This window comes from Streptomyces noursei ATCC 11455, from assembly GCF_001704275.1.
In the GTDB taxonomy this organism is placed as follows: domain Bacteria; phylum Actinomycetota; class Actinomycetes; order Streptomycetales; family Streptomycetaceae; genus Streptomyces; species Streptomyces noursei.
In genome coordinates this window covers 2,042,359-2,067,177 of sequence record NZ_CP011533.1, presented here as the reverse complement: position 1 = coordinate 2,067,177, position 24,819 = coordinate 2,042,359, and the positions used below count along the sequence as shown (strand labels likewise).

The 24,819-nt window shown below is 73.4% G+C and carries 23 protein-coding genes; 7 read left to right on the top strand and 16 right to left on the bottom strand.

Features of this window, described 5'->3' with window-relative positions; genetic code table 11:
- Positions 1–3: 3 nt before the first annotated feature.
- Positions 4–348, top strand: a complete 345-nt coding sequence (locus SNOUR_RS08720; protein WP_067345269.1) for a hypothetical protein — start codon at positions 4–6, stop codon at positions 346–348.
- 196 nt (positions 349–544) lie between these two features.
- Positions 545–1,621, top strand: a complete 1,077-nt coding sequence (gene nicT, locus SNOUR_RS08715; protein WP_067345268.1) for a Nickel transporter NicT — start codon at positions 545–547, stop codon at positions 1,619–1,621.
- A 52-nt stretch (positions 1,622–1,673) separates the two neighbouring features.
- On the opposite strand, the gene SNOUR_RS08710 is transcribed toward nicT, so the two are convergent.
- From SNOUR_RS08710 to SNOUR_RS08700, 3 genes are read right to left on the bottom strand one after another with little or no spacing between them, the layout of a single operon-like run.
- Positions 1,674–3,245: a GMC family oxidoreductase gene (locus tag SNOUR_RS08710; RefSeq protein WP_067345265.1), complete on the bottom strand. Its 1,572-nt coding sequence runs from the start codon at positions 3,243–3,245 to the stop codon at positions 1,674–1,676.
- A gap of 30 nt (positions 3,246–3,275) precedes the next feature.
- Positions 3,276–4,859: an APC family permease gene (locus SNOUR_RS08705; protein ID WP_376738503.1), complete on the bottom strand. Its 1,584-nt coding sequence runs from the start codon at positions 4,857–4,859 to the stop codon at positions 3,276–3,278.
- Positions 4,856–6,325 carry an aldehyde dehydrogenase family protein gene (locus tag SNOUR_RS08700; protein WP_067345263.1) on the bottom strand — a complete coding sequence of 490 codons (1,470 nt, stop codon included), beginning with the start codon at positions 6,323–6,325 and terminating at the stop codon, positions 4,856–4,858. Before SNOUR_RS08700 ends, SNOUR_RS08705 begins: the two co-directional genes overlap by 4 nt.
- A 214-nt stretch (positions 6,326–6,539) precedes the next feature.
- Here SNOUR_RS08700 and SNOUR_RS08695 point away from each other — a divergent pair, with 214 nt between their 5' ends.
- Positions 6,540–6,974 carry a DUF6314 family protein gene (locus SNOUR_RS08695; protein ID WP_067345260.1) on the top strand — a complete coding sequence of 145 codons (435 nt, stop codon included), beginning with the start codon at positions 6,540–6,542 and terminating at the stop codon, positions 6,972–6,974.
- Positions 6,975–6,998: 24 nt separating this feature from the next.
- On the opposite strand, the gene SNOUR_RS08690 is transcribed toward SNOUR_RS08695, so the two are convergent.
- Together SNOUR_RS08690 and SNOUR_RS08685 are read right to left on the bottom strand one after the other, a co-directional pair.
- On the bottom strand, positions 6,999–7,910 hold the full coding sequence (locus SNOUR_RS08690) for a class I SAM-dependent methyltransferase (RefSeq protein ID WP_312632111.1): 912 nt from the start codon (positions 7,908–7,910) through the stop codon (positions 6,999–7,001).
- 9 nt (positions 7,911–7,919) lie between these two features.
- Positions 7,920–8,663, bottom strand: a complete 744-nt coding sequence (locus SNOUR_RS08685; RefSeq protein ID WP_067345257.1) for an ATP-binding cassette domain-containing protein — start codon at positions 8,661–8,663, stop codon at positions 7,920–7,922.
- A gap of 368 nt (positions 8,664–9,031) precedes the next feature.
- Here SNOUR_RS08685 and SNOUR_RS08680 point away from each other — a divergent pair, with 368 nt between their 5' ends.
- Positions 9,032–9,850, top strand: coding sequence for an SAM-dependent methyltransferase (locus SNOUR_RS08680; protein ID WP_067345255.1), 819 nt, complete (start codon positions 9,032–9,034; stop codon positions 9,848–9,850).
- A gap of 59 nt (positions 9,851–9,909) precedes the next feature.
- Here SNOUR_RS08680 and SNOUR_RS08675 read toward each other — a convergent pair whose 3' ends face one another.
- Together SNOUR_RS08675 and SNOUR_RS08670 are read right to left on the bottom strand one after the other, a co-directional pair.
- On the bottom strand, positions 9,910–10,818 hold the full coding sequence (locus tag SNOUR_RS08675; protein WP_067345252.1) for a Sco1979 family transcriptional regulator: 909 nt from the start codon (positions 10,816–10,818) through the stop codon (positions 9,910–9,912).
- A 123-nt stretch (positions 10,819–10,941) separates the two neighbouring features.
- Positions 10,942–11,184, bottom strand: a complete 243-nt coding sequence (locus SNOUR_RS08670; protein WP_039630922.1) for a DUF397 domain-containing protein — start codon at positions 11,182–11,184, stop codon at positions 10,942–10,944.
- 215 nt (positions 11,185–11,399) lie between these two features.
- On the opposite strand from SNOUR_RS08670, the gene SNOUR_RS08665 reads away from it, so the two are divergent.
- Together SNOUR_RS08665 and SNOUR_RS08660 are read left to right on the top strand one after the other, a co-directional pair.
- Positions 11,400–11,927 (top strand): ATP-binding protein, encoded by a 528-nt coding sequence (locus SNOUR_RS08665; RefSeq protein WP_079142371.1) that lies wholly within the window; start codon positions 11,400–11,402, stop codon positions 11,925–11,927.
- Between the two features lie 36 nt (positions 11,928–11,963).
- The gene (locus SNOUR_RS08660; RefSeq protein ID WP_067345249.1) at positions 11,964–12,875 is read left to right on the top strand and encodes a LysR family transcriptional regulator; all 912 of its coding nucleotides are present in this window, start codon (positions 11,964–11,966) and stop codon (positions 12,873–12,875) included.
- Between the two features lie 31 nt (positions 12,876–12,906).
- On the opposite strand, the gene SNOUR_RS08655 is transcribed toward SNOUR_RS08660, so the two are convergent.
- From SNOUR_RS08655 to SNOUR_RS08635, 5 genes are all read right to left on the bottom strand, one after another.
- Positions 12,907–13,272: a coenzyme f390 synthetase gene (locus SNOUR_RS08655; protein ID WP_067345247.1), complete on the bottom strand. Its 366-nt coding sequence runs from the start codon at positions 13,270–13,272 to the stop codon at positions 12,907–12,909.
- A gap of 77 nt (positions 13,273–13,349) precedes the next feature.
- Complete coding sequence (locus tag SNOUR_RS08650) at positions 13,350–14,483, bottom strand: DNA-binding protein (protein WP_107407293.1); 1,134 nt, start codon at positions 14,481–14,483, stop codon at positions 13,350–13,352.
- A gap of 173 nt (positions 14,484–14,656) precedes the next feature.
- Entirely contained in the window at positions 14,657–15,724 is a 1,068-nt protein-coding gene (meaB, locus tag SNOUR_RS08645; protein WP_067345244.1) for a methylmalonyl Co-A mutase-associated GTPase MeaB, read from the bottom strand.
- 11 nt (positions 15,725–15,735) lie between these two features.
- Positions 15,736–17,967, bottom strand: a complete 2,232-nt coding sequence (gene scpA / locus SNOUR_RS08640) for a methylmalonyl-CoA mutase (protein WP_067345242.1) — start codon at positions 17,965–17,967, stop codon at positions 15,736–15,738.
- Positions 17,964–19,850 carry a methylmalonyl-CoA mutase subunit beta gene (locus tag SNOUR_RS08635; RefSeq protein ID WP_067345239.1) on the bottom strand — a complete coding sequence of 629 codons (1,887 nt, stop codon included), beginning with the start codon at positions 19,848–19,850 and terminating at the stop codon, positions 17,964–17,966. The genes scpA and SNOUR_RS08635 overlap by 4 nt, the downstream gene beginning before the upstream one ends.
- A gap of 193 nt (positions 19,851–20,043) precedes the next feature.
- Here SNOUR_RS08635 and SNOUR_RS08630 point away from each other — a divergent pair, with 193 nt between their 5' ends.
- A complete protein-coding gene (locus SNOUR_RS08630) occupies positions 20,044–21,330 on the top strand; it encodes a DUF5005 domain-containing protein (RefSeq protein ID WP_067345236.1) in 1,287 nt (428 codons plus the stop codon).
- 18 nt (positions 21,331–21,348) lie between these two features.
- Here the strand turns inward: SNOUR_RS08630 and SNOUR_RS08625 are convergent, their stop codons facing one another.
- The 4 genes from SNOUR_RS08625 to SNOUR_RS08610 form a co-directional block, all read right to left on the bottom strand.
- Positions 21,349–21,750 (bottom strand): DnaJ family domain-containing protein, encoded by a 402-nt coding sequence (locus tag SNOUR_RS08625; protein WP_067345234.1) that lies wholly within the window; start codon positions 21,748–21,750, stop codon positions 21,349–21,351.
- 96 nt (positions 21,751–21,846) lie between these two features.
- Entirely contained in the window at positions 21,847–22,473 is a 627-nt protein-coding gene (locus SNOUR_RS08620) for a hypothetical protein (RefSeq protein WP_079142369.1), read from the bottom strand.
- Positions 22,470–23,996: an ATP-binding protein gene (locus SNOUR_RS08615; protein WP_067345230.1), complete on the bottom strand. Its 1,527-nt coding sequence runs from the start codon at positions 23,994–23,996 to the stop codon at positions 22,470–22,472. Before SNOUR_RS08615 ends, SNOUR_RS08620 begins: the two co-directional genes overlap by 4 nt.
- Positions 23,993–24,697 carry a response regulator gene (locus SNOUR_RS08610; RefSeq protein ID WP_067345227.1) on the bottom strand — a complete coding sequence of 235 codons (705 nt, stop codon included), beginning with the start codon at positions 24,695–24,697 and terminating at the stop codon, positions 23,993–23,995. Before SNOUR_RS08610 ends, SNOUR_RS08615 begins: the two co-directional genes overlap by 4 nt.
- Between the last annotated feature and the right edge of the window lie 122 nt (positions 24,698–24,819).

The window sequence follows — 24,819 nt, the reverse complement described above, 5'->3', positions numbered from 1 at the left end:
GTCATGCACACCGGACTGAAGGTCGGGATCTTCGCCACCGCGCTCGCCGCGACATTCGGCTCCGCCTACGGCGTGGGGAAGGCGGTGGGCCCCGTGGTGCCGGACGCCCCCGCCGCCCGGCATGCCGACCACGCCGCGCACGGCGGCCGTGCGCCCGCCGTGGCGCCTTCAGCGTCCGCGTCACCGGCGCCGAACCCGGGGTCGCGGACGCCGGCAGCGCGGGCGGCCAGTACCAGGGGCGGAGGGTGGCCACCGGCGCTGACGGTCCCCGCCCGTCGGTCGGCCGCGCTCCGGCCCGATGCCGAAGGAGGCGCCCCGGATGACGTTCCGGACGACACCCCGTCCTGACCCGTGCGCACGAGATCAGTCGCGAGCTTTACTGCACATTGGTTGCAAGTAAAACCGGCTGGCAGGAATGTAGGAGGGCACCCCGGTAGAGGCCGGGGTGGAACGGAAGAAAGCAGTGTCACCCATGCCTACGCCCCCCTCCCCGACCCTGGTCGGTCAGGCCCCGCCGTCGCGCCGGCAGCGGATCGCGCGGTCGATGACCCGCGCCGAGTGGGGGCGGATGGCCGGTATGGCCGGGTTCATTCTCGCGCTGCACGTGATCGGCTGGTTCACCCTGGTGGCGATCGTGGCCCCGGAGCACTACAGCCTCGGCACCAAGAGCTTCGGCATCGGCATCGGGGTCACCGCCTACACCCTCGGCATGCGGCACGCCTTCGACGCCGACCACATCGCCGCCATCGACAACACCACCCGCAAGCTGATGCACGAGGGGCAGCGACCGCTCTCGGTCGGCTTCTGGTTCTCGCTGGGGCACTCCAGCATCGTCTTCGGGCTGGCGTTCCTGCTGTCCCTCGGCGTCAAGGCGCTCGCCGGACCGGTCAAGGACGACAACTCCCAACTGCACGCGGTGACCGGGCTGATCGGCACCACCGTCTCCGGCGTCTTCCTCTACGTCATCGCCGCGATCAACATCGTGATCCTGGTCGGGATCTGGGGCGTCTTCCGGCGGATGCGGGCCGGCGACTTCGACGAGGCCGCGCTGGAGGAGCAGCTGAACAACCGCGGCCTGATGAACCGGCTGCTCGGCCGCGTCATGAAGTCGATCACCAAGCCGTGGCAGATGTACCCGCTCGGCCTGCTCTTCGGCCTCGGCTTCGACACCGCCACCGAGATCGCGCTGCTGGTGCTGGCCGGCTCCGGCGCCGCCTCCGGGCTGCCGTGGTACGCCATCCTCTGCCTGCCGGTGCTGTTCGCGGCCGGCATGAGCCTGTTGGACACCATCGACGGCTCGTTCATGAACTTCGCGTACGGCTGGGCGTTCTCCAAGCCGGTCCGCAAGGTCTACTACAACCTCACCATCACCGGTCTGTCGGTCGCCGTCGCCCTGATCATCGGGACCGTGGAGCTGCTCGGCCTGCTCGCCGACAAGCTCGGCCTGCACGGCGGGTTCTGGGACTGGATCGGCGGACTGGACCTCAACGTCCTCGGCTTCGCCATCGTCGGGCTGTTCTTCCTCACCTGGATCGTGGCCCTCGCCATCTGGAAGTTCGGCCGCATCGAGGAGAAGTGGACGGCCCACGTGCGCCCGGCGGGGGAACGGGTCGCCGACTGAGCGCGTCGCGCCCACCGGGGTGAGGGGCGCCGAGCCCCGACGGCCTCGAGGGTCACTCGCCCCGGATCAGATCCGCGCACTTCTCGCCGATCATCATCGTGGTGATGCACGGGTTGACCGCGGTGAGGAACGGCATCGCCGAGCCGTCCGCCACCCGCAGACCGGTCGTGCCCTTCACCCGCAGCCGCGGGTCGAGCGGCGCGGCCAGGTCGTCGGCGGCGCCCATCGCGACCGTGCACGCCGGGTGGTAGACGGTGTTGTGGGTGGCGCGGATGTAGTCCAGCAGTTCGTCGTCGGTGGTGACGTCCGGGCCGGGGGCGAGCTCCGCACCGGCCCACTGGGCCATCGGGGCCTGGGCGACGATGTCGCGGGCGAGCCGGAGCCCGTAGGTCATCACCCGGACGTCGTGCTCGTGGGTGAAGTAGCGCGGGTCCACCCGGGGCTTGTCGCGGAAGTCGCGGGTGCGCAGCCGGACCGTGCCCTGCGAGCGGGCACGGGTGACGTTCGGGGTGAGGCAGAAGGCGTTCTCGGACGTCGGATAGCCGCGGCGGTAGGTGTTCATGTCGAACGGCACCTGGCCGTAGTGGAACATCAGGTCCGGCCGGTCCAGGCCCGGCTCGGTGTCGTAGAAGATGCCGATCTCCCACCACTGCGTCGAGGTGTCCACCATCGGCTGCCGGGCGTCCCACATGATGACGCCCTCCGGGTGGTCCTGGAGGTTGGCGCCGACGCCCGGCGCGTCCACCAGCGGCGTGATGCCGGTGGCGCGCAGGTGGTCGGCCGGGCCGATGCCGGAGAGCATCAGCAGCTTGGGGGAGTCGATGGCACCGCACGAGACGATCACCTCGCGGCGGGCGGCGACCGTGCGGGTGTGGATCAGGTCGGGGGAGAGGTAGTCCACGCCGGTGCACCGCCGGTCGTCGTCGAAGCGCAGCCGCTTGGCCTGCACCCCGGTGCGCACGTCGAGGTTCCGGCGGCGGCCCATGACGGGGTGCAGATAGGAGACCGAGGCGGAGGAACGGGTGCCGTCCGGGCGGCAGTTGATCTGGAACCAGTTCGCCCCGCGGACCACGGTCGTGCCGGTGTTGAACGGGGTGGTCGGGATGCCCGTCGCGGCGCACGCCTGGAGCACCGCGGTCCCGCACGGGTCCTCGGGCGGGACGGTGCGCAGCACCACCGGCCCGGACCGGCCGTGGTGCTCGCCGGGCGCGTCATTGGTCTCCAGGCGCTGGAAGAGCGGGAAGCAGTCGGCCGCGGCCCAGCCCGTACAGCCCAGCGCGGCCCACTCGTCGAGGTCCTCGGCCGGCGCCCAGAAGGCGATGCAGGAGTTGTGCGAGGAGCAGCCGCCGAGCACCTTGGCGCGGGCGTGCCGCATGAAGCTGTTGCCGTTCTCCTGCGGCTCGACCGGATAGTCCCAGTCGTAGCCGGACTGCAGCAGGCCCATCCAGCGGTCCAGCCGCAGGATGTTCTCGTCGTCGACGTCGGAGGGGCCGGCCTCCAGCACGCAGACGGTGACGGACGGGTCCTCGCTGAGCCGGGCGGCCACCACCGCGCCGGCCGTGCCGCCGCCGACCACGACGTAGTCGAACGAGTCGGTCTGCTCCACGTGCGGTGCGTCGGACATGGCGCTGTCTCCAGGTCGGGAGGGGCGGGATCAGGGTGCGGGCGTGGTGTCGCCGCAGTCCGCGCCCTCCGCGGCGTGCGAGGCCAGCACGCCGGTGCGGTGCCGTTGGACGAACCAGTAGTAGGCGAAGCCGCCGAGCGCCACGACGCCGATGAACAGGAAGGCGCCCCAGCGCAGATACCAGTGCTGCGGGCCGGTGGCGTTGTAGACCGCGGCGCGCGGCCAGGCGAGGTTGACGGACATCGCCAGGCCCCAGAGCACCGCCAGGACGTTCACCGGCAGACCGAACCGGCCCAGTGAGAAGGAGCCCTCGCGCGTGGTCCACCTGCCGCGCAGCCGCTGCACCAGCATCGGCAGCGTCACCATCAGATACGCCAGATAGATCATGATGATCGCGATGCTGGTGATCACCGAGAAGATCTGCGGCTGATTGACGTTGATCAACAGGATCGCGACGCCGATCACCCCGATCACCACCGCGGGCACCACCGGCGTCTGGAACCGCGGGCTGACCCGGGCCAGCCGCGCCGACGCCGGGAGGTTGTTGTCGCGGGCCATCGCGTACGCCAGCCGGATGGCCGCGGTGTGCACCGCCAGTTCGCAGACGGTGATCGCGACGACCACGCACCACAGGACGATCTGCCCGACCGTCGATCCGAGGGTGGCCAGCACGACGTACTGGAGGCCGTCCACCGACAGCCGCTCGTCGTGCAGGTCGGGGACGGCCAGCAGCGCGAACAGCAGGATCAGACCCCCGATGACGAACGAGGCGATCAGCGCGCGCAGGATCGCCCGGGGGGCGTTGCGGGTCGGGTCCTTGGACTCCTCACCCAGCGAGGAGGCGGTGTCGAAGCCGTACATGACGTACGCGGAGGCGAGCGAGGCGGTCAGGAACGCGCCGAAGTACCCCAGGGTCTCGCCGTGGCCCTTGCCGAAGGTGTCGGTGAGCGCGGTCGCCGGGCCGCGGGTGAGGTGCGCGGCCAACAGCAGGATCAGCACGACCGCGGCGATCAGCTCGATGGCCACGCCGGCCGAGTTGATCCGCGCCATCAGCTTCACACCGAAGGCGTTGACCAGGGTGGTGAAGGCGATCAGGACGGTGCCCAGGAGGACCGCGTTGGCCGCCGCGTCGGTCTTTCCGGTGCCGTCGCCGACGAACTGGAACCACGACGAGATCTGCGGCAGCGTCACCTGGTAGGCCAGCGCCACCGCGGCCAGCGAGACCATCGACGCGGTGAGCATCATCCAGCCGCCGAGCCACCCCGCGTGCGGACCGCCCAGCTGCTTCGCCCAGTTGTAGATCGACCCGGCCACCGGATAGCGGCAGGCCAGCTCGCAGAAGCACAGCGCCACCATCAGCTGGCCGACGAAGACCATCGGCCAGGACCACCAGTACGCCGGGCCGCCGTGGCTCACGCCGAAGTAGAACAGCTGGAAGGTGCCGGTGAGGATGGAGATGTAGCTGATGCCGGCGGCGAAGGTGTGGAAGTTGCCGAGGGTGCGCTTGAGTTCGGGCTTGTAGCCGAGCTCGGCCAGCGCCCCGTCCTCGTGCCCGCCGTCGTCGGCGGACCCCTCGGCGGCGGAGCCGGGGGGAATGGAACCGGAACCGGTCACTCGAACCACCTCTGCGGGCGCGGTGCGGTGTTCCGCCAGATGTGCTTGGCCTCCTGGTACTCCGCCAGCCCGGCCGGCCCCAGCTCCCGGCCGATCCCGGACTGTTTCATCCCGCCCCACTCGGCCTGCGGCACATACGGATGGAAGTCGTTGATCCACACGGTGCCGGCCCGCAGCCGGGACGCCACCCGGTGCGCGCGCTCGCTGTCCTGCGTCCACACCGCCCCGGCCAGCCCGTACACCGTGTCGTTGGCCAGCGACACCGCCTCCTCCTCGTCGCGGAACCGCTCCACGGTCAGCACCGGCCCGAACGACTCGTCGCGCACCACCGACATGTCCGGGGTGCACTCGTCCAGCACCGTCGGCAGGTAGTAGAAGCCGTCCGCCAGCTCCGGGTCGTCCGGTGGCGCGCCGCCGCAGCGCAGCACCGCGCCCTCGTCCAGCCCGGCCGCCACATACGCCGCGACCTTCGCCCGGTGCGCCGCGGAGATCAGCGGACCGGTGCGGGCCCGCTCGTCGAACGGGCCGCCGAGCGGGATCCGCCGGGCGCGGGTCACCAGTTCGTCCACGAACCGGTCGTGCAGGTCCTCCTGGACCAGCAACCGGGCGCCCGCCGAGCAGACCTGCCCGGAGTGCAGGAAGACCGCCGTCATGGCGTAGTCGACGGCGGTGTCGAAGTCGGCGTCGGCGAAGACGATGTTGGGGTTCTTGCCGCCCAGTTCGAGGGCGATCTTCTTCACCGTGGGCGCCGCCGCCGCCATGATGCGGCGCCCGGTGACCAGGCCGCCGGTGAACGACACCATGTCCACCCGCGGATCCTCGGTCAGCGGCGCTCCGACGAGGGGACCGGTGCCCAGCACCATGTTGGCCGCCCCGTCCGGCACCCCGGCCTCCGCCAGCAGCCGCATCAGGTGGATCGCGGTGTGCGGGGTCAGCTCGCTCGGCTTCAGCACGAAGGTGTTCCCGGTGGCCAGGGCCGGCGCGACCTTCCAGGCGGTCTGCAGCAGCGGGTAGTTCCACGGCGTGATCAGCGCGCAGACCCCGACCGGCTCGTGCCGCACCGTGCTGTCGGCCTCGGCGATCCCGGTGGCCACCACCCGGTCGGTGCCGCCGGCCGCCCCCAGATTGCCGAAGTAGCGGAAGCAGCCGGCGATGTCGTCCATGTCGTAGCCGCTCTCCACCAGCCGCTTGCCGGTGTCCAGCGACTCGGCCCGGGCCAGCGCCTCCCGGTCCCGCTCCAACAGCTCGGCGACCCGCAGCACCACCCGGCCGCGCTCGGCGGCCGGGGTGCGCGGCCACGGCCCGTCGTCGAACGCCTGCCGGGCCGCGGTGATCGCCGCCGCCACGTCCTTCGGTCCGCCCTCGTCGACCGTCGCGACGAGTGTGCCGTCCGCCGGGCAGCGGATCTCCCGCACCTGCCCGTCGGCCGCTGCGGTCCACTGACCGCCGATGAACAGCTCCGGCATGGGTGGGCCTTTCGGTCTCGTCTCCGGGTGGGTGCCGGCGGCGGGCACACACGGGACGGGCACCCGGCCGCGATGTTCTCTTTCGGTGGTGATCTCCGCACTGAGCGTAATTCCGCTGTCGGGGGACCGCACGGTGCGGGGCGCCGGGCCGGGCCGGCGGGGCGCGCGGTGGGGCCGATCGGGTGACCGCCCGGCGCTGCCCGACAATGGGGGCATGTACCTGGTCACCGACGCCGCCGCCTATCTCACCGGCCGTTGGCTCGTCGAGCGCACCGTGCACGACCTGCGGGCCGGCACCGACGGCAGCTTCCGCGGCACCGCGGACTTCCGGCCGGACGGCCCCGGCGGGGTGCTCCGCCACGCCGAGGAGGGCGAGCTGACCTGGGACGGCGTGGTGCACCCGGCGACCCGCACACTGCGGCTGCGGCCCCGGTCCGACGGCACCGCCGCGGTCTCCTTCGCCGACGGCCGCCCGTTCCACGACCTGGATCTGCGGACCGGCCGCTGGACTGCCGTCCACCCCTGTGCCGCGGACCGCTACGAGGGCACCTTCACCGCCGTCGCCGAGGACCGCTGGCACCTGGAGTGGCGGGTCACCGGCCCGGCCAAGGACCAACTGCTGCGCTCGGTCTACCGGCGCGCGGACTGAGCGGACGGAGCGAGCCGCACCCGGCTACGGCCGCTCCGGCTTCACCGCCCGCACCGCGTACAGCAGCGGAACGATCGGCTCGGAGTCGGGCAGCCGCCACCAGCCGTTCGTGTCCGGCACCATCGAGGGGAAGCGCGGCCACGGCAGCACCTCGCTCTCCCGGACGCCCCGCAGGGTCAGCCCGGCCCCGATCAGCGCTTCGAGCACCTCCCCGAGGCCGTGCCGCCACTCGTAACTCGTGCTGGCGCCCTGCAGCGGCGGGCCGTCGGTGTACGTGGTGGGGGTGTCGCTGCGCAGCGGTCCCCGGCCGGCCAGGTAGTCGTGGCGGAGCAGCAGCGGCGGGGTGTCCGGGTCGGTGGGCGGCGTCGGGCCCAGCGCGTTCAGCAGCGGGTGGAACTCCACCAGGTAGAACGTTCCGCCCGGCCGCAGCAGGGCGGCGACCGTCTCCGCCCACGCGGCGAGGTCCGGCAGGTAGCACACCGCGCCCTTGCCGGTGTAGACCACGTCGAACCGGCGGTCGCCGAGCGCCTCGACCGCCCGGTACACGTCCGACCGCACGAACTCCATCTCCCGGCCGGTCTCCGCGGCCAGCCGCCGGGCCTGCGCCACCGCCGCGGTGGAGAAGTCCAGTCCCACCGCCCGCGCGCCCCGGTCCGCGAACGCGGCCGTCTCGGTGCCCAGATGGCACTGCAGATGCAGCACATCGCGCCCTGCCAGCTCCCCGAGGTCGGACCATTCGAACGGCGCGAACCAGTCCTCGGGGCTCCGCGACCCGTCCAGTCCGTAGAACGCGCTGGCCACATGGACCGGGGTGCGGGCGTCCCAGTTGGCCTCGTTGGCGCGCACCATCTCCTCGGTGCCGGGCTGCTCCGACCGGCCGCCGGCGGGCGGACCGAGCGGCGCCCGGCCCGTGGACTCGCTCTGCTCTGTGGTCATGCCCCTCTTCTACCGGCCCGCCCCGCGCGGACACCAGGACGTCGCCCCGCCCCGACCAGAACCGGCCACCCGGCCCGCGGCGACCACCCGGCCCCCGGCGAGCACCAGCCGCCGGGCCGCGCGCCCCGCCAGGGCCTCGTCGTCCGTGGCGACGACGCAGGTGAGCCGGTACTCGCCCCACACCCGCACCAGCAGTTCGGTGAACTCCGCCCGGGCGGACGGCGGCAGGCCCGCGGTCGGCCGGTCCGCGAGCAGCACGGTGGGCCGCTTCACCAGCGCCCGGGCGAGTGCCGCCCGCCGCCGCGCGTACCGGTCCAGCTGCCCCGGCAGCAGGTCGCCCCGGGCGGACAGCCCGACCTCGGCCAGCGCGTCCCCGGCCAACTCCCAGCGATCGATGGGCCGCAGCCGCAACGGGGCCAGCGCGGCGGCCACGCCCTGCCGCACGGTCAGCCCCGCGAGCGGCCCGGGATCGTCGCCGTCGCCGGAGCCGATCAGGCCGATCGACTCGGCGCGGATCCGGCCGAGCCGGGAGGCGGTGACGGTGGCCAGATCCGTACCGTCGAGCAGTACGCTGCCCCGGGTCGGCCGCTCCAGTCCGCCGAGGATCCGCAGCAGCGTCGAGGCGCCCGCGCCGCGCGGCCCCTGGACGGCGAGCGCGGTGCCGTCCGCGACGGAGAACGCGACGCCGTCCAGGGCCCGCACCAGCTCACCGCCGCGGCGGTAGTCCTTCGTCACGCCGGTCAGGTGGTACACGGTGCCCTCTCCTCCGGCCGACGGATCGCGGCCCCGGCCCCGACCGTAGACACCCCGTGTGACCGGGCCATGAGCGGACCGTGAGAGGCCGATGAGAACGCCGGCCGGTCGCGGCGTTTCCCCGGGGCGGGTCCGGTGGCCCACGGTCGGACCGGCCCCGGAAGGGGGCGGCCGAGCGGGAGACGCCGCACGCCCGACCCGCCGCGGCCGGCTCCGCGCCCGCCGTGTCCGTCGGCGGGATGGCGCGAATCGCTCGGCCCGCGCCCATCGGCGCATCCGCCCGACTGCCCGTCCCCGCCTGCCAGTTGGAGCTGACGCGTGGTGGTCGTACCGTTACCCGCACCGCAATCCGACGGGAAGAGTGGGGAATGAGCCAAGAAAACCGGCAGCTGTCCAGCGTCGTCGACGTGAGCATTCCGAGTGTCGCGCGGATGTACGACCACTACCTCGGTGGCAAGGACAACTACGCGGTGGACCGCGAGGCGTGCGAGGAGCTGAGCAAGGTCGTCCCGAGCACCCAGGTGCTGGCGATCAACAACCGGCGGTTCCTGCGCCGGGCGGTCCGCTGGCTGGCCCGCGAGCAGGGCATCCGGCAGTTCATCGACCACGGCTCCGGGCTGCCGACCCAGGACAACGTCCACCAGGTCGCCCAGCAGGTCGATCCCGGGTCGCGGGTGGTCTACGTCGACAACGACCCCATCGTGCTGGCGCACGGCCGGGCGCTGCTGGAGGAGAACGAGAACACCGCCGTCATCCAGGCGGACATGCGGGACACCGACGGGATCTTCGGCAGCCCGGAGGTGCGGCGGCTGATCGACCTCGACGAGCCGGTCGCCGCGCTGTTCGTCTCCGTGCTGCACTGCATCCCGGACGCCGACGACCCGGCCGCCCTGGTCCGCCGGGTCGCCGAACGGCTCGTCCCCGGCAGCTTCCTGGTGGTGTGTCAGCTCGTGAGCGAGGACGTCGCGACGCGGGACTTCGTCACCGAGTTCATGCGGGTCAGTACCCAGGGGAACTGGGGGCGGGTGCGGCAGCAGCATGAACTGCGGTCGTTCCTGACGGGGTTGGAGATCCAGGAGCCGGGGCTGGTGGAGGTCTCGACCTGGCGACCGGACCCGTCGGACGCCGGACCCAAGCAGCTGACGCAGGAGTGGATCGAGTACGGGGGCGTGGCGCGCAAGCCGTAGCGGCGCGACGGCGCCGGAGCGGGGCGGGATCCGGGCGGTCGCCGGGCCCGGCCCGCCCGTCAGCCCACCTGCTCCGTCATCCGCTCCAGCATCGCGAGCGAGTTCCGCGGCGACTCGGCCTGGGCGCTGAGCCGGTCCATCACGGCCAGGTAGTGGTCGACGTCGTCGCGCTTGTCCAGGTACAGCGCGCTGGTCAGCTGCTCCAGATAGACGATGTCGGGGAGGTCGGGTTCCAGGAAGCGGAGGATGGTGATCGGGCCGCCCGCCGCGGCGAGGCCGCCGAGGGCGAACGGCGCGACCTGGAGGGTGATGTTGGGCAGCCGCGCCATCTCCAGGAGGTGCCGGACCTGACCGACCATCACCTCCGGTCCGCCCAACGGGCGGCGCAGGCACGCCTCGTCGATGATGGCCCACAGCCGGGGTGCGTCGGGGAGCGTCAACAGCCGCTGTCTCTCCATCCGTAGTTCGACCCGCTGTTCGGTCTCCTCCGGAGTGGATCCCGGGTTGCCCAGTCGGGCCACCGCGCGGGCGTACTCCGGCGTCTGCAACAGGCCCGGTACGAACTGGACTTCGTAGGTGCGGATGACCGAGGCGGCCGACTCCAGGCCGAGATGGGTCTCGAACCAGCTGGGCAGGACGTCGCTGAACTGGTGCCACCACCCGGGCTTGCCGGTCCGGCGGGCGAGGGTGAGGAAGGTGGCGCGGGCGGTGCTGTCGGTGACGTCGTAGAGCGTCAACAGGTCGGCTACATCACGTTCCTTGCAGCTCACCCGGCCCAGTTCCAGGCGGCTGATCTTGGCGTGGGAGGCGCGGATGGCGTCCCCGGCGGCCTCGCGGGTGATGCCCGCGGCCTCCCGCAACCGGCGCAGTTGGGTGCCCAGCACGATGCGCAGGACGGTCGGGCCACCGCGCGGATGGTCCAGATAGCGGCGCAGGGACGGGTCACTGCTCGACTGCGCGGCGCTCATGCTGACTCCCCTGAGTGGTCGGGCGAACGCCCAGTGTCCCATTGCCTCGTGAGGGCGTACACCTACGCCGACTATCCGGCCGACATATGCCTCAGTTATGGCGCACGAGGTGTGGTCCGCTGCTCAGTCGTGGGGGAACAGATCATCGAACTCGCCGTCCTTGGCGCCCTGTACGAAGGCGGCCATCTCGGCGCGGGTGTAGATCAGCGCGGGTCCCGCGGTGTGTCGCGAGTTGCGCACCGCGACTCCGCCGTCCGGAAGAAGCGCCAGTTCAACGCAGTTGCCGTTGGGGTTGCTGCGGCGGCTCTTGCGCCACACCGCGCCTTCGATGCCGGTGGCCGGCATCCCGTTGGTCATCGACTCCATCACAGCTGCTCCCTTGGTGGGGGGTGTGCTCGGGACCGATCCGGGACCGTGATCACGGTTGGCGTGATCCTGTCCCTGGGTTGCCGTCCGTGTCGATGTAATTGCAGATGCACTTGCAGCGATGGACGGCTGACGAGGATATTAGCCCTCTGGGGCGGCCCCGCCCAGACCGTCCCGGACGCGCCCAACCCGTATGCCCCTCCGCGGAGATCGTGATGACCACACACCCGGCACAGTCCGAGCGCGACAGCCTCCGGGAAGGAGGGGAGCCAGCGGCCACCGCCGGCCGTGAAGCGTGGTCGTTGCCCGGCCCGGACGGCTTCGCGGCCTGTGCGCTCGGCGGTGCGGAGTGCACCGTGGCGGAGGCCCGACGGTTCACCCGGAGCACCCTCGAAGCCTGGCGGATGTGCCCGCACCTCGCCGACAACGCGGTCCTGATCGTCTCGGAGCTGGTCACCAACGCCCTCCGACACGGCTCCGCCGATCCCCTCGGCATGGGCCTCGACTTCCTCATGGAGGACCGCTTCTGCCGGGCGTGGCTGGCGCTGACCCGACAGGAGCACGGCGTGCTGTGCGCGGTCTCCGACGGCGGGACCACGGCGCCCGTGCTCCGACCGCGGGACGAGCTGGCCGAGTGCGGGCGCGGACTCCACCTCGTCGACCGGCTCAGCGACTCCTGGGGCTGGACACCGCCGGACGCGTCCGGCAAAACGGTGTGGGCTACGGTGATGGCGCGCGGCTGAGCTGCCGCGGGACCGACCGCCGGGGACCGGGAGCCGATGGATCTGCTGTCGCTGCGCTACTTCCGCGCGGTCGCGCGACGCGAACACATCAGCCGGGCCGCCGAGGAACTGCGGGTGGCCCAGCCCTCGGTGAGCCGCACCATCGCCCGGTTGGAGGCCGAGCTGGGGGTGCCGCTCTTCGACCGGCAGGGCCGCACCGTCCGGCTCAACCGCTACGGGGCCGCGTTCCTCGTCCGGGTGGAGCGGGCCCTGGACGAACTCGACGACGGGCGGCGGGAGTTGCACGACGCGGCCGGGATCGACCAAGGGAGCGTGGCGATCGCCGCGGAGACCCTGATGCCGCTCGCCCACCTGCTCGGCGACTTCCGGGCCGCCTACCCCGGCGTCGCGGTACGGCTCCTGCAGTCCACCCCCGAGACCATGCTCGATCAGCTCCGGGCCCGCGAGGTGGACTTCTGTGTGGCCTCGCAGCCGCTGGACGGGCCGGGGCTGGAGGCGGTGCGGCTGCGGCGCGAGGAGGTGCAGCTCGTGGTGCCGGCCGGGCACCGGCTGGCCGACCGGGAGCGGGTCTCGGTCGCCGACCTGTTCGGCGAACCGTTCATCACCACCGGGCCCGGTCACTGGCAACGCGTCCTGCTGGACCGGCTGTTCGCGCCGACCGGTCGGCGCCCGGTGATCGCCTGCGAGGGCGAGGAGCCCGCCGCCACCCTCTTCCTGATCCAGGCCGGACTCGGCATCGGCCTGGGCCCCGCGCTCGCCCGCGAGGCCACCGCGCACGAGCCGATCGCCTGGGTGCGCCTCGACGCCCCCGGCTGCTTCCGCACGCTCAGCCTCGTCCGACGCGCGGACAGCTATCTGTCGGTGGCCGCGGCCCGCTTCAGGGACGTGGCGGTGGCGTACTACACGGAGTCGAAGGGCACCGCGGAGGACCCGGCGCGGCACGGCTGACCGTGCGGACCGGCCGCGTCGAACCCGGCGCTCAGGACCCGCCGCGCAGCAGGTAGCCGTCGCGGATCGCGGCGGGGTCGGCGAACGGGCCGCTGCGGTACGGATGCACGGCGATGGCCAGTTCGTTCGCGGCCGGCCCCTGTTCCGGATGGGCCGCGAAGTCCCCCGCGTGGCAGTCCAGTCGGCGCTGGACGCCCCGCTGACAGATCTTGGCCAGCTGGTCCGCCTCGACCGCGGACAGCGCCACCCCGGGCCGCAGCTGGACGTGCACCACCGGTCTGGCCTCCAGGTCGCCGCCCGCCGCCAGGGTGAGGCAGAACCCCTCGATCAGGTCCGCCAGCGGATTGCCCTCGAAGAGCCCGCGCTCGACGTCCTGCGGAAAGCTGTTGGCCCCCATGATGTCTCCCGGCCCCGGTCGGTGGGTGGTACCGACATCCTCGGGGCCCGGCACCCGGGCGTCATGAGTCGGACTACTCAGGTCCGCGAGTGAGTACCCGCACCCGGCGCCGTCCCGGCGAGGGACCGCTCGACGCGCTCCACGGCGGTGTACGCGCCGAACGCGGCCAGGCGCAGCAGCGCGGTGTCGTCGGCCGCCCCGTCGGGAGCCGTGAGGCGCCAGAACTCCACGTCCGCCGCGGTGAGTCGGGACGGTTCCAGGGCCACCAGGAGCGCCACCGCGGCGGCCGGGCGGTCGGCGCCGCGCAGCCCTTCCAGCGCGGCGTAGAGCCAGGCCCGGACGGCAGGCTGACGGCCTGTCAGGCCGGCGTCGGACGGGTGGCGGTCATGAGCGGCGACGACCGTCCGCACCCGCGACCGGACGGCGTCGGAGAGCCACGGGTCCCGGTCGGCCACCGCCGCGGACCGGAGCGCCGCCACCCCCGCGCCCGGCGGCGCCCCGCCCGCCCAGGCCGGCTCGGGGCCGATCGGGCCCGCCAGCAGCGGCAGGCTCTCCCCGGGGCGCGGCGCGCGGGCCGGTGTCGGACGCGCGGCACCCCCGCCGCCCAGCAGGCGGTGCGGCCACCGCTCGGCGGCGCGGCCCGCCCGCGCGGACAGCAGCGCGGAGCCCAGCCGGGTCAGGAAGTGCGCGGTCAGGGCGGTGCCGAGGAACTCGGGGGCGTGGTCGGGCGGGCCGGGCGGCCCGGCCGGTGGGGCGTCCGGCGTGTCGGTGGCCGCGCCCCAGGCCAACAGCCGGGCGTGGCCGGCGTCCTTGGGGGTGCCGCCGTCGCGGACCGTCCGGGCCAGCGTGCGGTGGCCGGCGGCGTGCAGCGCCCGGACATGGGTGCGCGACACCGGCGGGCACCGCCGGGCCCGCGCCACGCCGGCCGCCACCAGCTCCTTGTCGGTACGGGCGGCGCTGCCGGTCAGCAGCGACTCGCGGAATGCCACCCAGGTCGCGCACAGCAGGTCCGGCACGCCGAACAGCAGCCGGAACTCGGCGGGTATCCCGGCCGGGCCGAAGTGGCCCGCCAACTGGGCGTGCACGGCCGCGAGGTGCGGCGACGCCGTGGCGACGGGGTCCACGGGGGTGGTGTGGAGGAAGGGGCTCGGCACGGCGGTCTCCAGTTCGGGCGCGGCGGCCCGGCAACGGCCGCCTCCGGAGTTGATCATCCGCCGCCGGGGCGTGCCCGGGCGTCGTACAGGGGGAGGCACTTTCCCCCACCGCACCCGGAGCGCGACCGGTTCGCGTGTCCTCCCGACGGTGTAGGGGAACCCGTAAGGGGCCCTGGCCCGGGGAGCGCAGGGGGCGGCCGGGCAGTCGTCGCGGCCCGGCCGCCACCCGCTCAGGTCGCGCTCGCGCGCTCCCCCGACGCACCGTCCGTCACGTCGCCGGTCGCCCCGCCGGCCAGGCCCTCGGCCAATCCGTCGCCCAGCCCGAAGGCCGACAGCAGCCGCTCCGCCGCCAGCGTCGCGGTGATCTCGCCCGCGCGGACCGCCCCCTCGACCTCCGGACCCAGCCGACGGACCTCCGGATGCTCCTGGAGGCGGTCGATCAGCCGGTCCCGGACCATCGACCACGTCCATTCGACCTGTTGGGCGCGGCGCCGCTCGGCGAGCGCGCCGGTGGACTCCAGCAGGGTGCGGTGCTGCTCGATCCGCTCCCACACCGTCTTGAGCCCGGTGCCCTCGCGGGCGCTGCAGGTGAGTACCGGCGGGGTCCAGGCCGCGTTCGAGGGCTGCAACAGCCGTAGCGCGCCCGCCAGTTCGCGGGCGGCGGACCGGGCGTCCCGCTCGTGCGGGCCGTCCGCCTTGTTGACCGACACCAGGTCCGCCAGCTCCAGGACGCCCTTCTTGATGCCCTGGAGCTGGTCCCCGGTGCGGGCCAGCGTCAGCAGCAGGAACGTGTCGACCATGCCCGCGACGGTGGTCTCCGACTGGCCGACACCGACCGTCTCCACCAGCACCACGTCGTACCCCGCGGCCTCCATCACCACGATCGACTCGCGGGTCGCCCGCGCCACCCCGCCCAGCGTGCCGGACGTGGGGGAGGGACGGACGAACGCCGCCGGGTCGGTCGCCAGCCGCTCCATCCGGGTCTTGTCGCCGAGGATGGAGCCGCCGGTCCGGCTGGAGGACGGGTCGACGGCCAGCACCGCCACCCGGTGCCCCATCCCGGTCAACAGCGAGCCGAGCGCGTCGATGAAGGTCGACTTGCCGACGCCCGGCACGCCGCTGATGCCCACCCGCCGGGCCGCGCCGGAGTACGGCAGCAGCCGCACCAGCAACTGCTGGGCCGCCGCCCGGTGATCGGCGCGGGTGGACTCGACCAGGGTGACCGCGCGGGCGATCCAGGCCCGGGAGCCGGCCCGCACCCCCTCGGCGTACCGGTCGACATCGATCCTCGCAGGCATGCCCCTCCGCCCTACAGCTCGTGGCCGAGGACCGACGCCAGGTCCCGCACCAGGTCGTGGGCCGCGTCCGGGATGACCGTGCCGGGCAGGAACACCGCGGCGGCGCCCATGTCCCGCAGCGGCTGGACGTCCTGCGGCGGGATCACCCCGCCCACCACGATGGTGATGTCCTCCCGGTCCTCCGCCGCCAGCGCCTCCCGCAGCGCCGGCACCAGCGTGAGGTGGCCGGCCGCCAGCGAGGACACCCCGACGATGTGCACGTCGGCCTCCACCGCCTGCCGGGCCACCTCGGCCGGGGTCTGGAACAGCGGGCCGACGTCGACGTCGAAGCCCAGGTCGGCGAAGGCCGTGGCGATCACCTTCTGGCCGCGGTCGTGGCCGTCCTGCCCCATCTTGGCCACCAGGATGCGCGGCCGGCGGCCCTCGGCGCGCTCGAACGCGGCCACCAGCTCCCGGGTGCGCTCGACCCCCGACGAGGGTCCCGCTTCGTCTCGGTACACACCGGAGATGGTACGGATCTGGCCCGAGTGGCGGCCGTAGACCTCCTCCAGGGCGTCCGAGATCTCCCCGACGGTCGCCATCGCGCGGGCCGCGTCCACCGCCAGCGCCAGCAGATTGCCCTCAAGTCCCGGTCCCGGCGCGGCCTTCGCCGCCTCGGTCAGCGCCCGCAGCGCCCGCCGGCAGGCGTCCTCGTCGCGCTCCGCCCGCAGCCGCTTGAGCTTGTCGATCTGCTGGGCCCGCACCGCGGAGTTGTCGACCTTGAGGACCTCGATCTCCTCGTCCGTCTCCACCCGGTACTTGTTGACGCCGATCAGCGCCTGCCGCCCGGAGTCGATCCGCGCCTGCGTACGGGCCGCGGCCTCCTCGACGCGCAGCTTGGGGATGCCCGCGTCGATCGCCTTGGCCATGCCGCCGGCCGCCTCGACCTCCTCGATGTGCGCCCAGGCCCGGCGCGCCAGATCGTGGGTGAGCCGCTCGACGTACGCGCTGCCGCCCCACGGGTCGATCACCCGGCAGGTGCCCGACTCCTGCTGGAGGAACAGCTGGGTGTTCCGGGCGATCCGCGCCGAGAAGTCGGTGGGCAGCGCCAGCGCCTCGTCGAGCGCGTTGGTGTGCAGCGACTGGGTGTGGCCCTGGGTCGCGGCCATCGCCTCCACACACGTCCGGGTGACGTTGTTGAACACGTCCTGCGCGGTCAGTGACCAGCCCGAGGTCTGCGAATGGGTGCGCAGCGAGAGGGACTTGGGGTTCTTCGGGTCGAACTGCTTCACCAGCCGCGCCCACAGCAGCCGGGCCGCGCGCAGCTTGGCGATCTCCATGAAGAAGTTCATGCCGATCGCCCAGAAGAAGGAGAGCCGCGGCGCGAAGGAGTCCACGTCCATGCCGGCCGCCATGCCGGCCCGCAGGTACTCCACCCCGTCGGCGAGGGTGTACGCCAACTCCAGGTCGGCCGTCGCCCCCGCCTCCTGGATGTGGTAGCCGGAGATCGAGATGGAGTTGTAGCGCGGCATCTTCTGCGAGGTGTACGCGAAGATGTCGGAGATGATCCGCATCGAGGGCTGCGGCGGATAGATGTAGGTGTTGCGGACCATGAACTCCTTGAGGATGTCGTTCTGGATGGTCCCGGCCAGCTTCTCGGGCGGTACGCCCTGCTCCTCGGCGGCCACGATGTAGAGGGCGAGAACGGGCAGCACCGCGCCGTTCATCGTCATCGACACCGTCATCTTGTCCAGCGGGATGCCCTCGAAGAGCTGCCGCATGTCGTAGATCGAGTCGATCGCCACGCCCGCCATGCCGACGTCACCGGTCACCCGCGGGTGGTCGCTGTCGTAGCCGCGGTGCGTGGGCAGGTCGAAGGCGACCGACAGGCCCTTCTGGCCGGCGGCGAGGTTGCGCCGGTAGAAGGCGTTGGACTCCTCGGCGGTGGAGAAGCCCGCGTACTGCCGGATCGTCCAGGGCTGGTTGACGTACATCGTCGGGTACGGGCCGCGCAGATACGGCGCGATGCCCGGGTAGGTGCCCAGGAAGTCCAGGCCGTCGAGGTCGGCCGCGGTGTAGAGCGGTTTGACGTCGATACCCTCCGGCGTCTCCCAGGTCAGGTCAGTGACGCTCTTGCCGGTCGCCTGCTGGACGGCCTCCGTCCAGCGGTCCCGGTCACCGGACGCCGCCGCCCCGGACGTCTCGCCCAGCTCCACCGTGCTGAAGTCCGGGATGGCGCCCGCCTGTCGTGCCGTCTCCTTCATCCCGCCACCTCCGTGACATCCAGGGCCGAGGACAGCACCCCGGCCGCGTCGCAGCCCGCGAACACGAACGTGTCCACTCCGGCCGCCACGAAATCCTCCCGGTGCTCGCGCGGTTTGCCCGCCAGATACACCCGCACCGCGCCCGCCGACTTCAGCGCCGCGGCCACCTCCGCCGCCTGCTCGGCGTACACCGCGTCACTGGAACACACCGCGGCGATCCGCGCGCCGCTCGCCGTGAACGCCGCGGCCACCGACTCCGCCGTCACCTGCTCCGCGGTGGTCTCGATGCCGCCCGCCTGGAAGAGGTTGGCGGTGAAAGCCACCCGCGCGGTGTGCGCCGCGACCGGGCCCAGCGCGGCCAGGAACGCCGTCGGGCGCGCCCCGCGCGCCGCCAGATGCGCGTCGGAACGGGCCCGCAGCGCCTCGAACGCGTCGTCCCGGCGCACCCGCGGCAGCCCCCCGCCGGCCGGTGCCGGGGCCGCCTCGCGCTCCAGCGGCGACTCGGCCAGCTGCGGGAACTCGCTGACACCGGTGATCGGTTCCCGGCGGTGCGCCAGGTCCGCGCTGCGCCGCCGCCAGGTCTGTGCCAGCCGGTCGCCGAGCATCCCGGACCGCAGCGCGGCGACCTGGCCGCCGGCGCCCTCGATCTCCTGGAAGAACGCCCAGCCCGCGCGGGCCAGTTCGGCGGTGAGCTGCTCGACGTACCAGGAGCCGCCCGCCGGGTCGATCACCTTCGCCAGGTGTGACTCCTCCAGCAGCACCGACTGGGTGTTCCGGGCGATCCGCCGGGCGAACGCGTCCGGCAGGCCCAGCGCCGCGTCGAACGGCAGCACCGTCACCGCGTCCGCGCCGCCCAGGCCGGCGGACAGCCCGGCGACCGTGGTGCGCAGCATGTTCACCCACGGGTCCCGACGGGACATCATGACCGTCGAGGTGACCGCGTGTTGGCGCTGCGCGGCGGCGGCCGGCGACACCCCGCAGACCTCGGCGACCCGGGCCCACAGCAGCCGGGCGGCACGCAGCTTGGCGATGGTCAGGAACTGGTCGGCGGTGGCGGCGTACCGGAACTCCAGCTGTCGGCAGGCCGCGTCGATGCCCAGGCCCCGCCCGTCCGCGGTCAGTTCCCGCAGATAGCCCACTCCGGTGGCCAGCGAGGCGCCCAACTCCTCGGCCGCCGAGCCGCCCGCCTCGTGGTACGGCAGGGCGTCGACGGTCACCGCGCGGATCCGCGGTGCGCTCTCCTCGGCCCAGCCGGCCAGCGCGGCGGCGGCCGCCAGCCCGTCGGCCAGTCCGCGGTCGTCGCCGGTCCGGGCGAGCACGCCCAGCGGGTCCGCGCCCAGCGCGCCCGCCGTCTCGGCCAGCGCCACCCCGGACTCCCGGTAGAGCCGCTGCAACTCCGCTGCCGCCGCCGGGAATTCCGCACCCGCGTCCAGGACCACCGGCGCCAGGTCCAGATACACGCCCTGGAGCGCCTGGGCCAGACCGGACACCGGGACGCCGCCGTCACCGACGGTCAGCCATACGGAGGTGACCCCGTTCTCCAGGTCGGCGAGCACCGCCTCGTTGACCCGCCGGGGATCGGTGCCCGCGTGCCGCTGGCGCACGTCCCACCCGGAGCCGGCCGTGCCCTCCGGCCGGCCCGCCCTGATGAACGGGGGAAAGCCGGGCAGGCCCGCGGCCGGTGGCGCGTCCTGTGCGGTGTAGAGCGGTCGGACGCGGATCCCGTTCTGGAGATCCGTGGAGAGCGCGTCCTCGGCGGCGGAACCGGTGGCCTCGGAGGCGCCCGATTTGCGGAGCACCCCTTCGACGAGACGCTGCCACTGCTCGCGCTCGGCCGCCGGGAAGGCGGCGGCCAGGGGGAGTTCGGGGGACTCGGCGGTCATGGCAGCAGGCTAGGCGAGCGACCGTCGGCCGGAGCAGGGGGCAAGGCTGTGACCTTGACCTCGTTGAGCCGGCCGCCGAACGCCATGAACAGGGCGATCCTGTCCCGGACGGGCGAGTGCCGCTCCGCCTGCCGCTCCCGAAACGGCGCCGTGCGGCGCGCTACGGTGGCCCGGCACCCCACCGAGGAGCGGAATGCGCCACCCGCCGATCACCCGCACCACGCTCGCCGCCGGACTGCTCGCCCTCCTGCTCCTGACCGCCGTGGCCGCCCTCCTGGCGCCGGCGCCGCCCCACGGCACCGACGACCACGCCGCCTGCACGGGCCGCACCCCCGCCTCCTGGACCACCGACCCGGCGACCACCACGGCATTCGCCCGCTACGGTGACGACGACTCCCGCGGCGACGACTGGACCGGCGGCGACGGCACCCACTCGGTGCGCCTTCCGGACGGCCGGACGCTCTGGCTGTTCTCCGACACCTTCCTCGACCGGGTCCACCCGCCGCCCAACCCCCAAGGAGCGCCCTACCGTTGGCGCACCACCGACGCCGGCGGCACGCCGTTCCTACGGCACAATTCCCTCGTTCTGATGAACTCCTCGGGCACGCCGGAGCGCACCCTGACCGGCGGCACCCCCGCCGCCCCCGGGCCGTTCTTCCCCGACCCGCCCGGCGGCGGCTGGCGCTGGCCGGTCCACGCGACCGTCGAACCGCGCGCCCCCGGCTCACCGGACCGGGTCGTCCGGGTGCTGCTGTGGAACCGCGTCCCCGGCACCGGCGCGTGGATCTTCGGCGTGCCCCGCGGCACCGAGGTCGCCACCCTCTCCCTGCCCGACCTCCGGCTGGAGTCCCTCAGCCCGGTCGCCGACCGCGGCGCCGTCGCCGATCCGGGCCGAGTCGTCCTCTACGGCACCGCGCTGGTCCGCGACGGCGCCTGGAACTACGTCTTCGGCGGTGACGACCCGCCCTCGTCCCCGGCCGACAGCGGCTATCTGGCCCGGGTCCCGGTCGGTCGGCTCGCGGACCGGGCGGCCTGGCGGTTCTGGGACGGCGCCCACTGGCGGCCGGACGCCGGGCGGGCCGCGCCGGTCCTGCGCGGCGGCGGCCGGCGCGGCGTCGGCAGCGCCTTCACCGTCGTCCGCGCCGCCGGGGGTACCTGGGTGCTGCTCACCATGGACACCGCGGGCGGCGCCGGACTGCGGACGATCACCGGTTATTGGGCCTGCTCGCCCCGGGGCCCCTGGCACGGTCCGACCGGCCGGATCACCCCGCCGCGCCCGACCGGCCCCGACCCCGACCACATCGCGGTCTACAACCCGCAGGCACACCCGGAGTTCACCACCGACGCCGGGCTGCTGCTCAGCTACGACGTCAACTGGCTCGGCCCGCCCGGCGCCCCCGCCGACCCGGTGGTCAACGGCGACGTGGAGCTGTACCGACCGCGGTTCCTGCGGGTCCGGCTGGCGCCGACCGGGCCCTGACGCGCCGCGCGCCGGAACTCAACTCCCGTGCCGTGCCCGCCAGATGCGGGCCTGCTCCTCGATGTCGAACGGGACGAGGTTCAGCGGCGGGCCCTCGGGCGGTGCGGCCAGCGCCGCCCGGATCCGGTCGTTGATCTCCGTCAGGCTGCGGCGCAGCGCGGCCTCGCTCGGCGCCTCCGCGGCGGCCTTGAGCGCTTCCTCGGCCTCCTTGCGCAGGGCGAGGGTGGGCGGGAGGAAGGAGAGCTGCTCCCGGCTCATCTTCTCCTTGATCCACCAGGTCTCGTCGTACGGCCGGTCGAGATGGGGGAGGGGCTTGCCGAAGCCCGGCAGGCGCTCGAAGCCGCCGCGCTCGTCCGACTCGCGGATCTGCTTGTCGACCCAGCTCTCGAAGCTGACGCCGGGGGGTTTGCGCTCGGTCATCGTGGGATTCTCCCGAGGTGCGGTCCGGACGGTCCTCGCTCCTTCACCGTAACGCAGGCTCCCCGTCCGGCCCGGGCCCGGACGGGGAGCGGCCGGTCAGCCGCCCGCGCCGGTGCTGTCGTTCGCGCCGGTCGGGGTCGGCTGGACCAGCGGGAAGGCGTTGTTGCCGCCGCAGACCATGGGGCCGACCCGGACGCCCTCGCCGACCAGGGTGACCGTGACCTGCCCCGGCGGCTTGTCGCCGGGGACCCGCGCGTTGGCCGCGGTGCACACCAGCTGGTTCAGCGAGGCCGGGTCCACCAGCTTGGCGTTGACCGGCAGGGTGATCGCGACCTGTCCGGGCCCGGACGTCGCGGTGAGCGGACCGGGGAACTTCGGCACCACGCTGGACAGCCCGCGCATCCGCTCGGCGTGGTTCGGCCCCTGCACCAGCAGGTTGATCGCGCCCTGCGGGTCCAACGGCTCCTTCGCCGGGCGGATCGCCGGATGGAGCCCGTCCGGGCCGTAGAAGAACAACTGCACATCGGCCGGGGGCTTGCCCGGGGCCCGTACCCCGGTCGCCGGCTCACCGGCGTCGATCACATCGGTGGGCTCGATGCCGCAGCCGGCCAGCGTCGCGGTGAGCACCCCGGCCAGGGTGCCCAGCGCGGCCCGGCGGCCGGGGCGGCGGACGGCGGTACGGCGGGAGGCCGGACCGCGCGCGGTCGGACGTCGGTCGATCATGCGGCGTCGTGCCCCTTCCCGGCGGCGGGCTGCCCGGCGGGCTCGTCGGCGGTCCCGCCGGCCGGCGCCTCCTCCTGCCGCAGCGGCAGTTCCACGGTGAACACCGCGCCGCCCTCCGGGGAGTTGGCGGCGCGCAGGGTGCCGCCGTGCAGCCGGACGTTCTCCTGCGCGATGGCCAGCCCCAGCCCGCTGCCCTCGGAGCGGGCGCGGGCCGAGTCCGCCTTGTAGAAGCGGTCGAAGACGTGCGGCAGCACCTCGGGGTCTATCCCCGGGCCGCTGTCGCGGATCTCGATCAGCACCGTGGCGTCGCCGGGCTCCGGCGTGCGCAGCACCACCCGCACCGGCTCGCCGCCGTGGTGCAGGGCGTTGCCCACGAGGTTGGCCACCACCACATCCAGCCGCCGCGGGTCGAGCCGGACCCGGACGTCGTCCGGCAGGTCCGCGGTCACCCGCTGCTGCCAGGCGCGGGCCTGGAGGGTCTTGCGGATCGTCTCGGCGACGTCGACCTCGTCCAGGTGGAGCGCGGCGGCGCCCGCGTCGAACCGCGAGACCTCCATCAGGTCCTCCACCATCCGCGCCAGCTTCCCGGTCTCCTGGCTGATCAGCCGGACCGCGGAGGCGGTGTCCGGGTCGAGCGAGTCGGCGTCCTCGTCCAGCACGTCGGTGACCGCGGACATCGCGGCCAGCGGCGTCCGCAGCTCGTGCGAGACGTCGGCCGCGAACCGTCGGGAGTTGGCCTCCATCCGGCGCAGCTCCGCCATGCTCTCCTCCAGTTTCGCCGCCATCTCGTTGAACGTCCGCGACAGATCGGCGAGTTCGTCGGCGCCCTTGACCTCCAGCCGGGTGTCCAGCTTGCCCTCGGCGATCCGCCCGGCGGCCTGCCGCAGCCCCCGGACCGGCCGCAGCACCCCGCGCGCCGCGAACAGCGGCAGGATCACCGCCAGCGCGAAGGCCGGCAGTGCCCCGCCGCGCGCGGCGTTCACCAGCGCCTCGACGTTGGCCTCCTCGGCGCGCAGCGGCAGCTGTGCGTAGACCGTCAGCGCGGACGGCTGGTTGTCGGTCTGCCGCACCGGCATCCCGATCAGCAGCCAGGGCGCGCCGTCCCGCTCGATCCGCTGGAAGGCCGGCACCCGGCGCTTCTCCACCGACGCCTTGAAGTCGGCCGGCACCGTCATGTCGCGCCGCAGCCCGCCCTCGTCGTCGTCCGGGACGCCGTTGTAGTGCACCGAGATGTCCCAGTCCCGGGACTTGCCGGAGCGTTCCAGCTTCACCCGGAAGAAGTCCAGGTCGGACCGGGACGGCGGCACCGCCAGCTCCGGGGCCAGCGAATTGACCTGGGCCCGCAGGTCGTTGACGGCGGTGTCCTGGGACCGCTGGAGGATGGCGTTCCGGGCCTCGCGATAGGTCAGCCCGGCAGTGGTCAGCGCACTGACCGCGGCCACCAGCAAAAACGCCACCACGAGCCGGGCGCGCAGTCCGCGCACCGCGGAGACGCCCGGCATCAGGCGGCCCAGGCGGCTCACAGCGGTCCGAAGCGGTAACCGAAGCCGCGTACGGTCTGGACGTACCGGGGGCTGCGCGGGGTGTCCTCTATCTTCGTCCGCAGCCGCATCACACAGGCGTCCACCAGCCGCGCGTCGCCGTGGTAGCTGTGCTCCCAGACGTGCTCCAGCAGCTGCTGCCGGCTGAAGACCTGGCCCGGGGTGGCGGACAGGAACAGCAGCAGCTTCATCTCGGACGGCGCCAGCGCCAGGTCCTGACCGCCCTTGCTGACGACCAGACCGGCCCGGTCGATGGCCAGTTCGCCGTACGTCTCCACCGGGGCGGGCCCCGGCTCGGTGGCCGGGGCGCCGTCGGTGGGCAGCGCGGTGCGCCGCAGCACCGCCCGGATCCGCGCCTCCAGGACCTCGCCACGGGCCGGTTTGACGATGTAGTCGTCGGCCCCGGCCTCCAGACCGAGGACCACGTCGAGATCGTCGCCGCGGGCGGTGAGCATAATGATCGGCAACTGTCGCTCGGCGCGGATGAGCCGGCAGATCTCGAAGCCGTCCTTGCCGGGCAGCATCAGATCCAGCAGCACGATGTCGGGGCGGAAGGCCGGCAGGGTCGCCAGTCCCTCCTCGCCGCTGGCCGCGGCCGCGACGTCATGGCCGCGCCGGCGCAGCGCCAGGGACACCCCGTCCCGGACGGCGGCGTCGTCCTCGATCAGCAGTACACGTGGCATGGGTCCAGTATCAATAAGTTTCATGATGGATCCGTAACAGGAGCATCCTGTCCCGAGTCCTGTGCATCTGTGGGGGTGCAGGCGGCGTCCGTGTAAAGGGGCACACCACGTCGCCGGCAGGT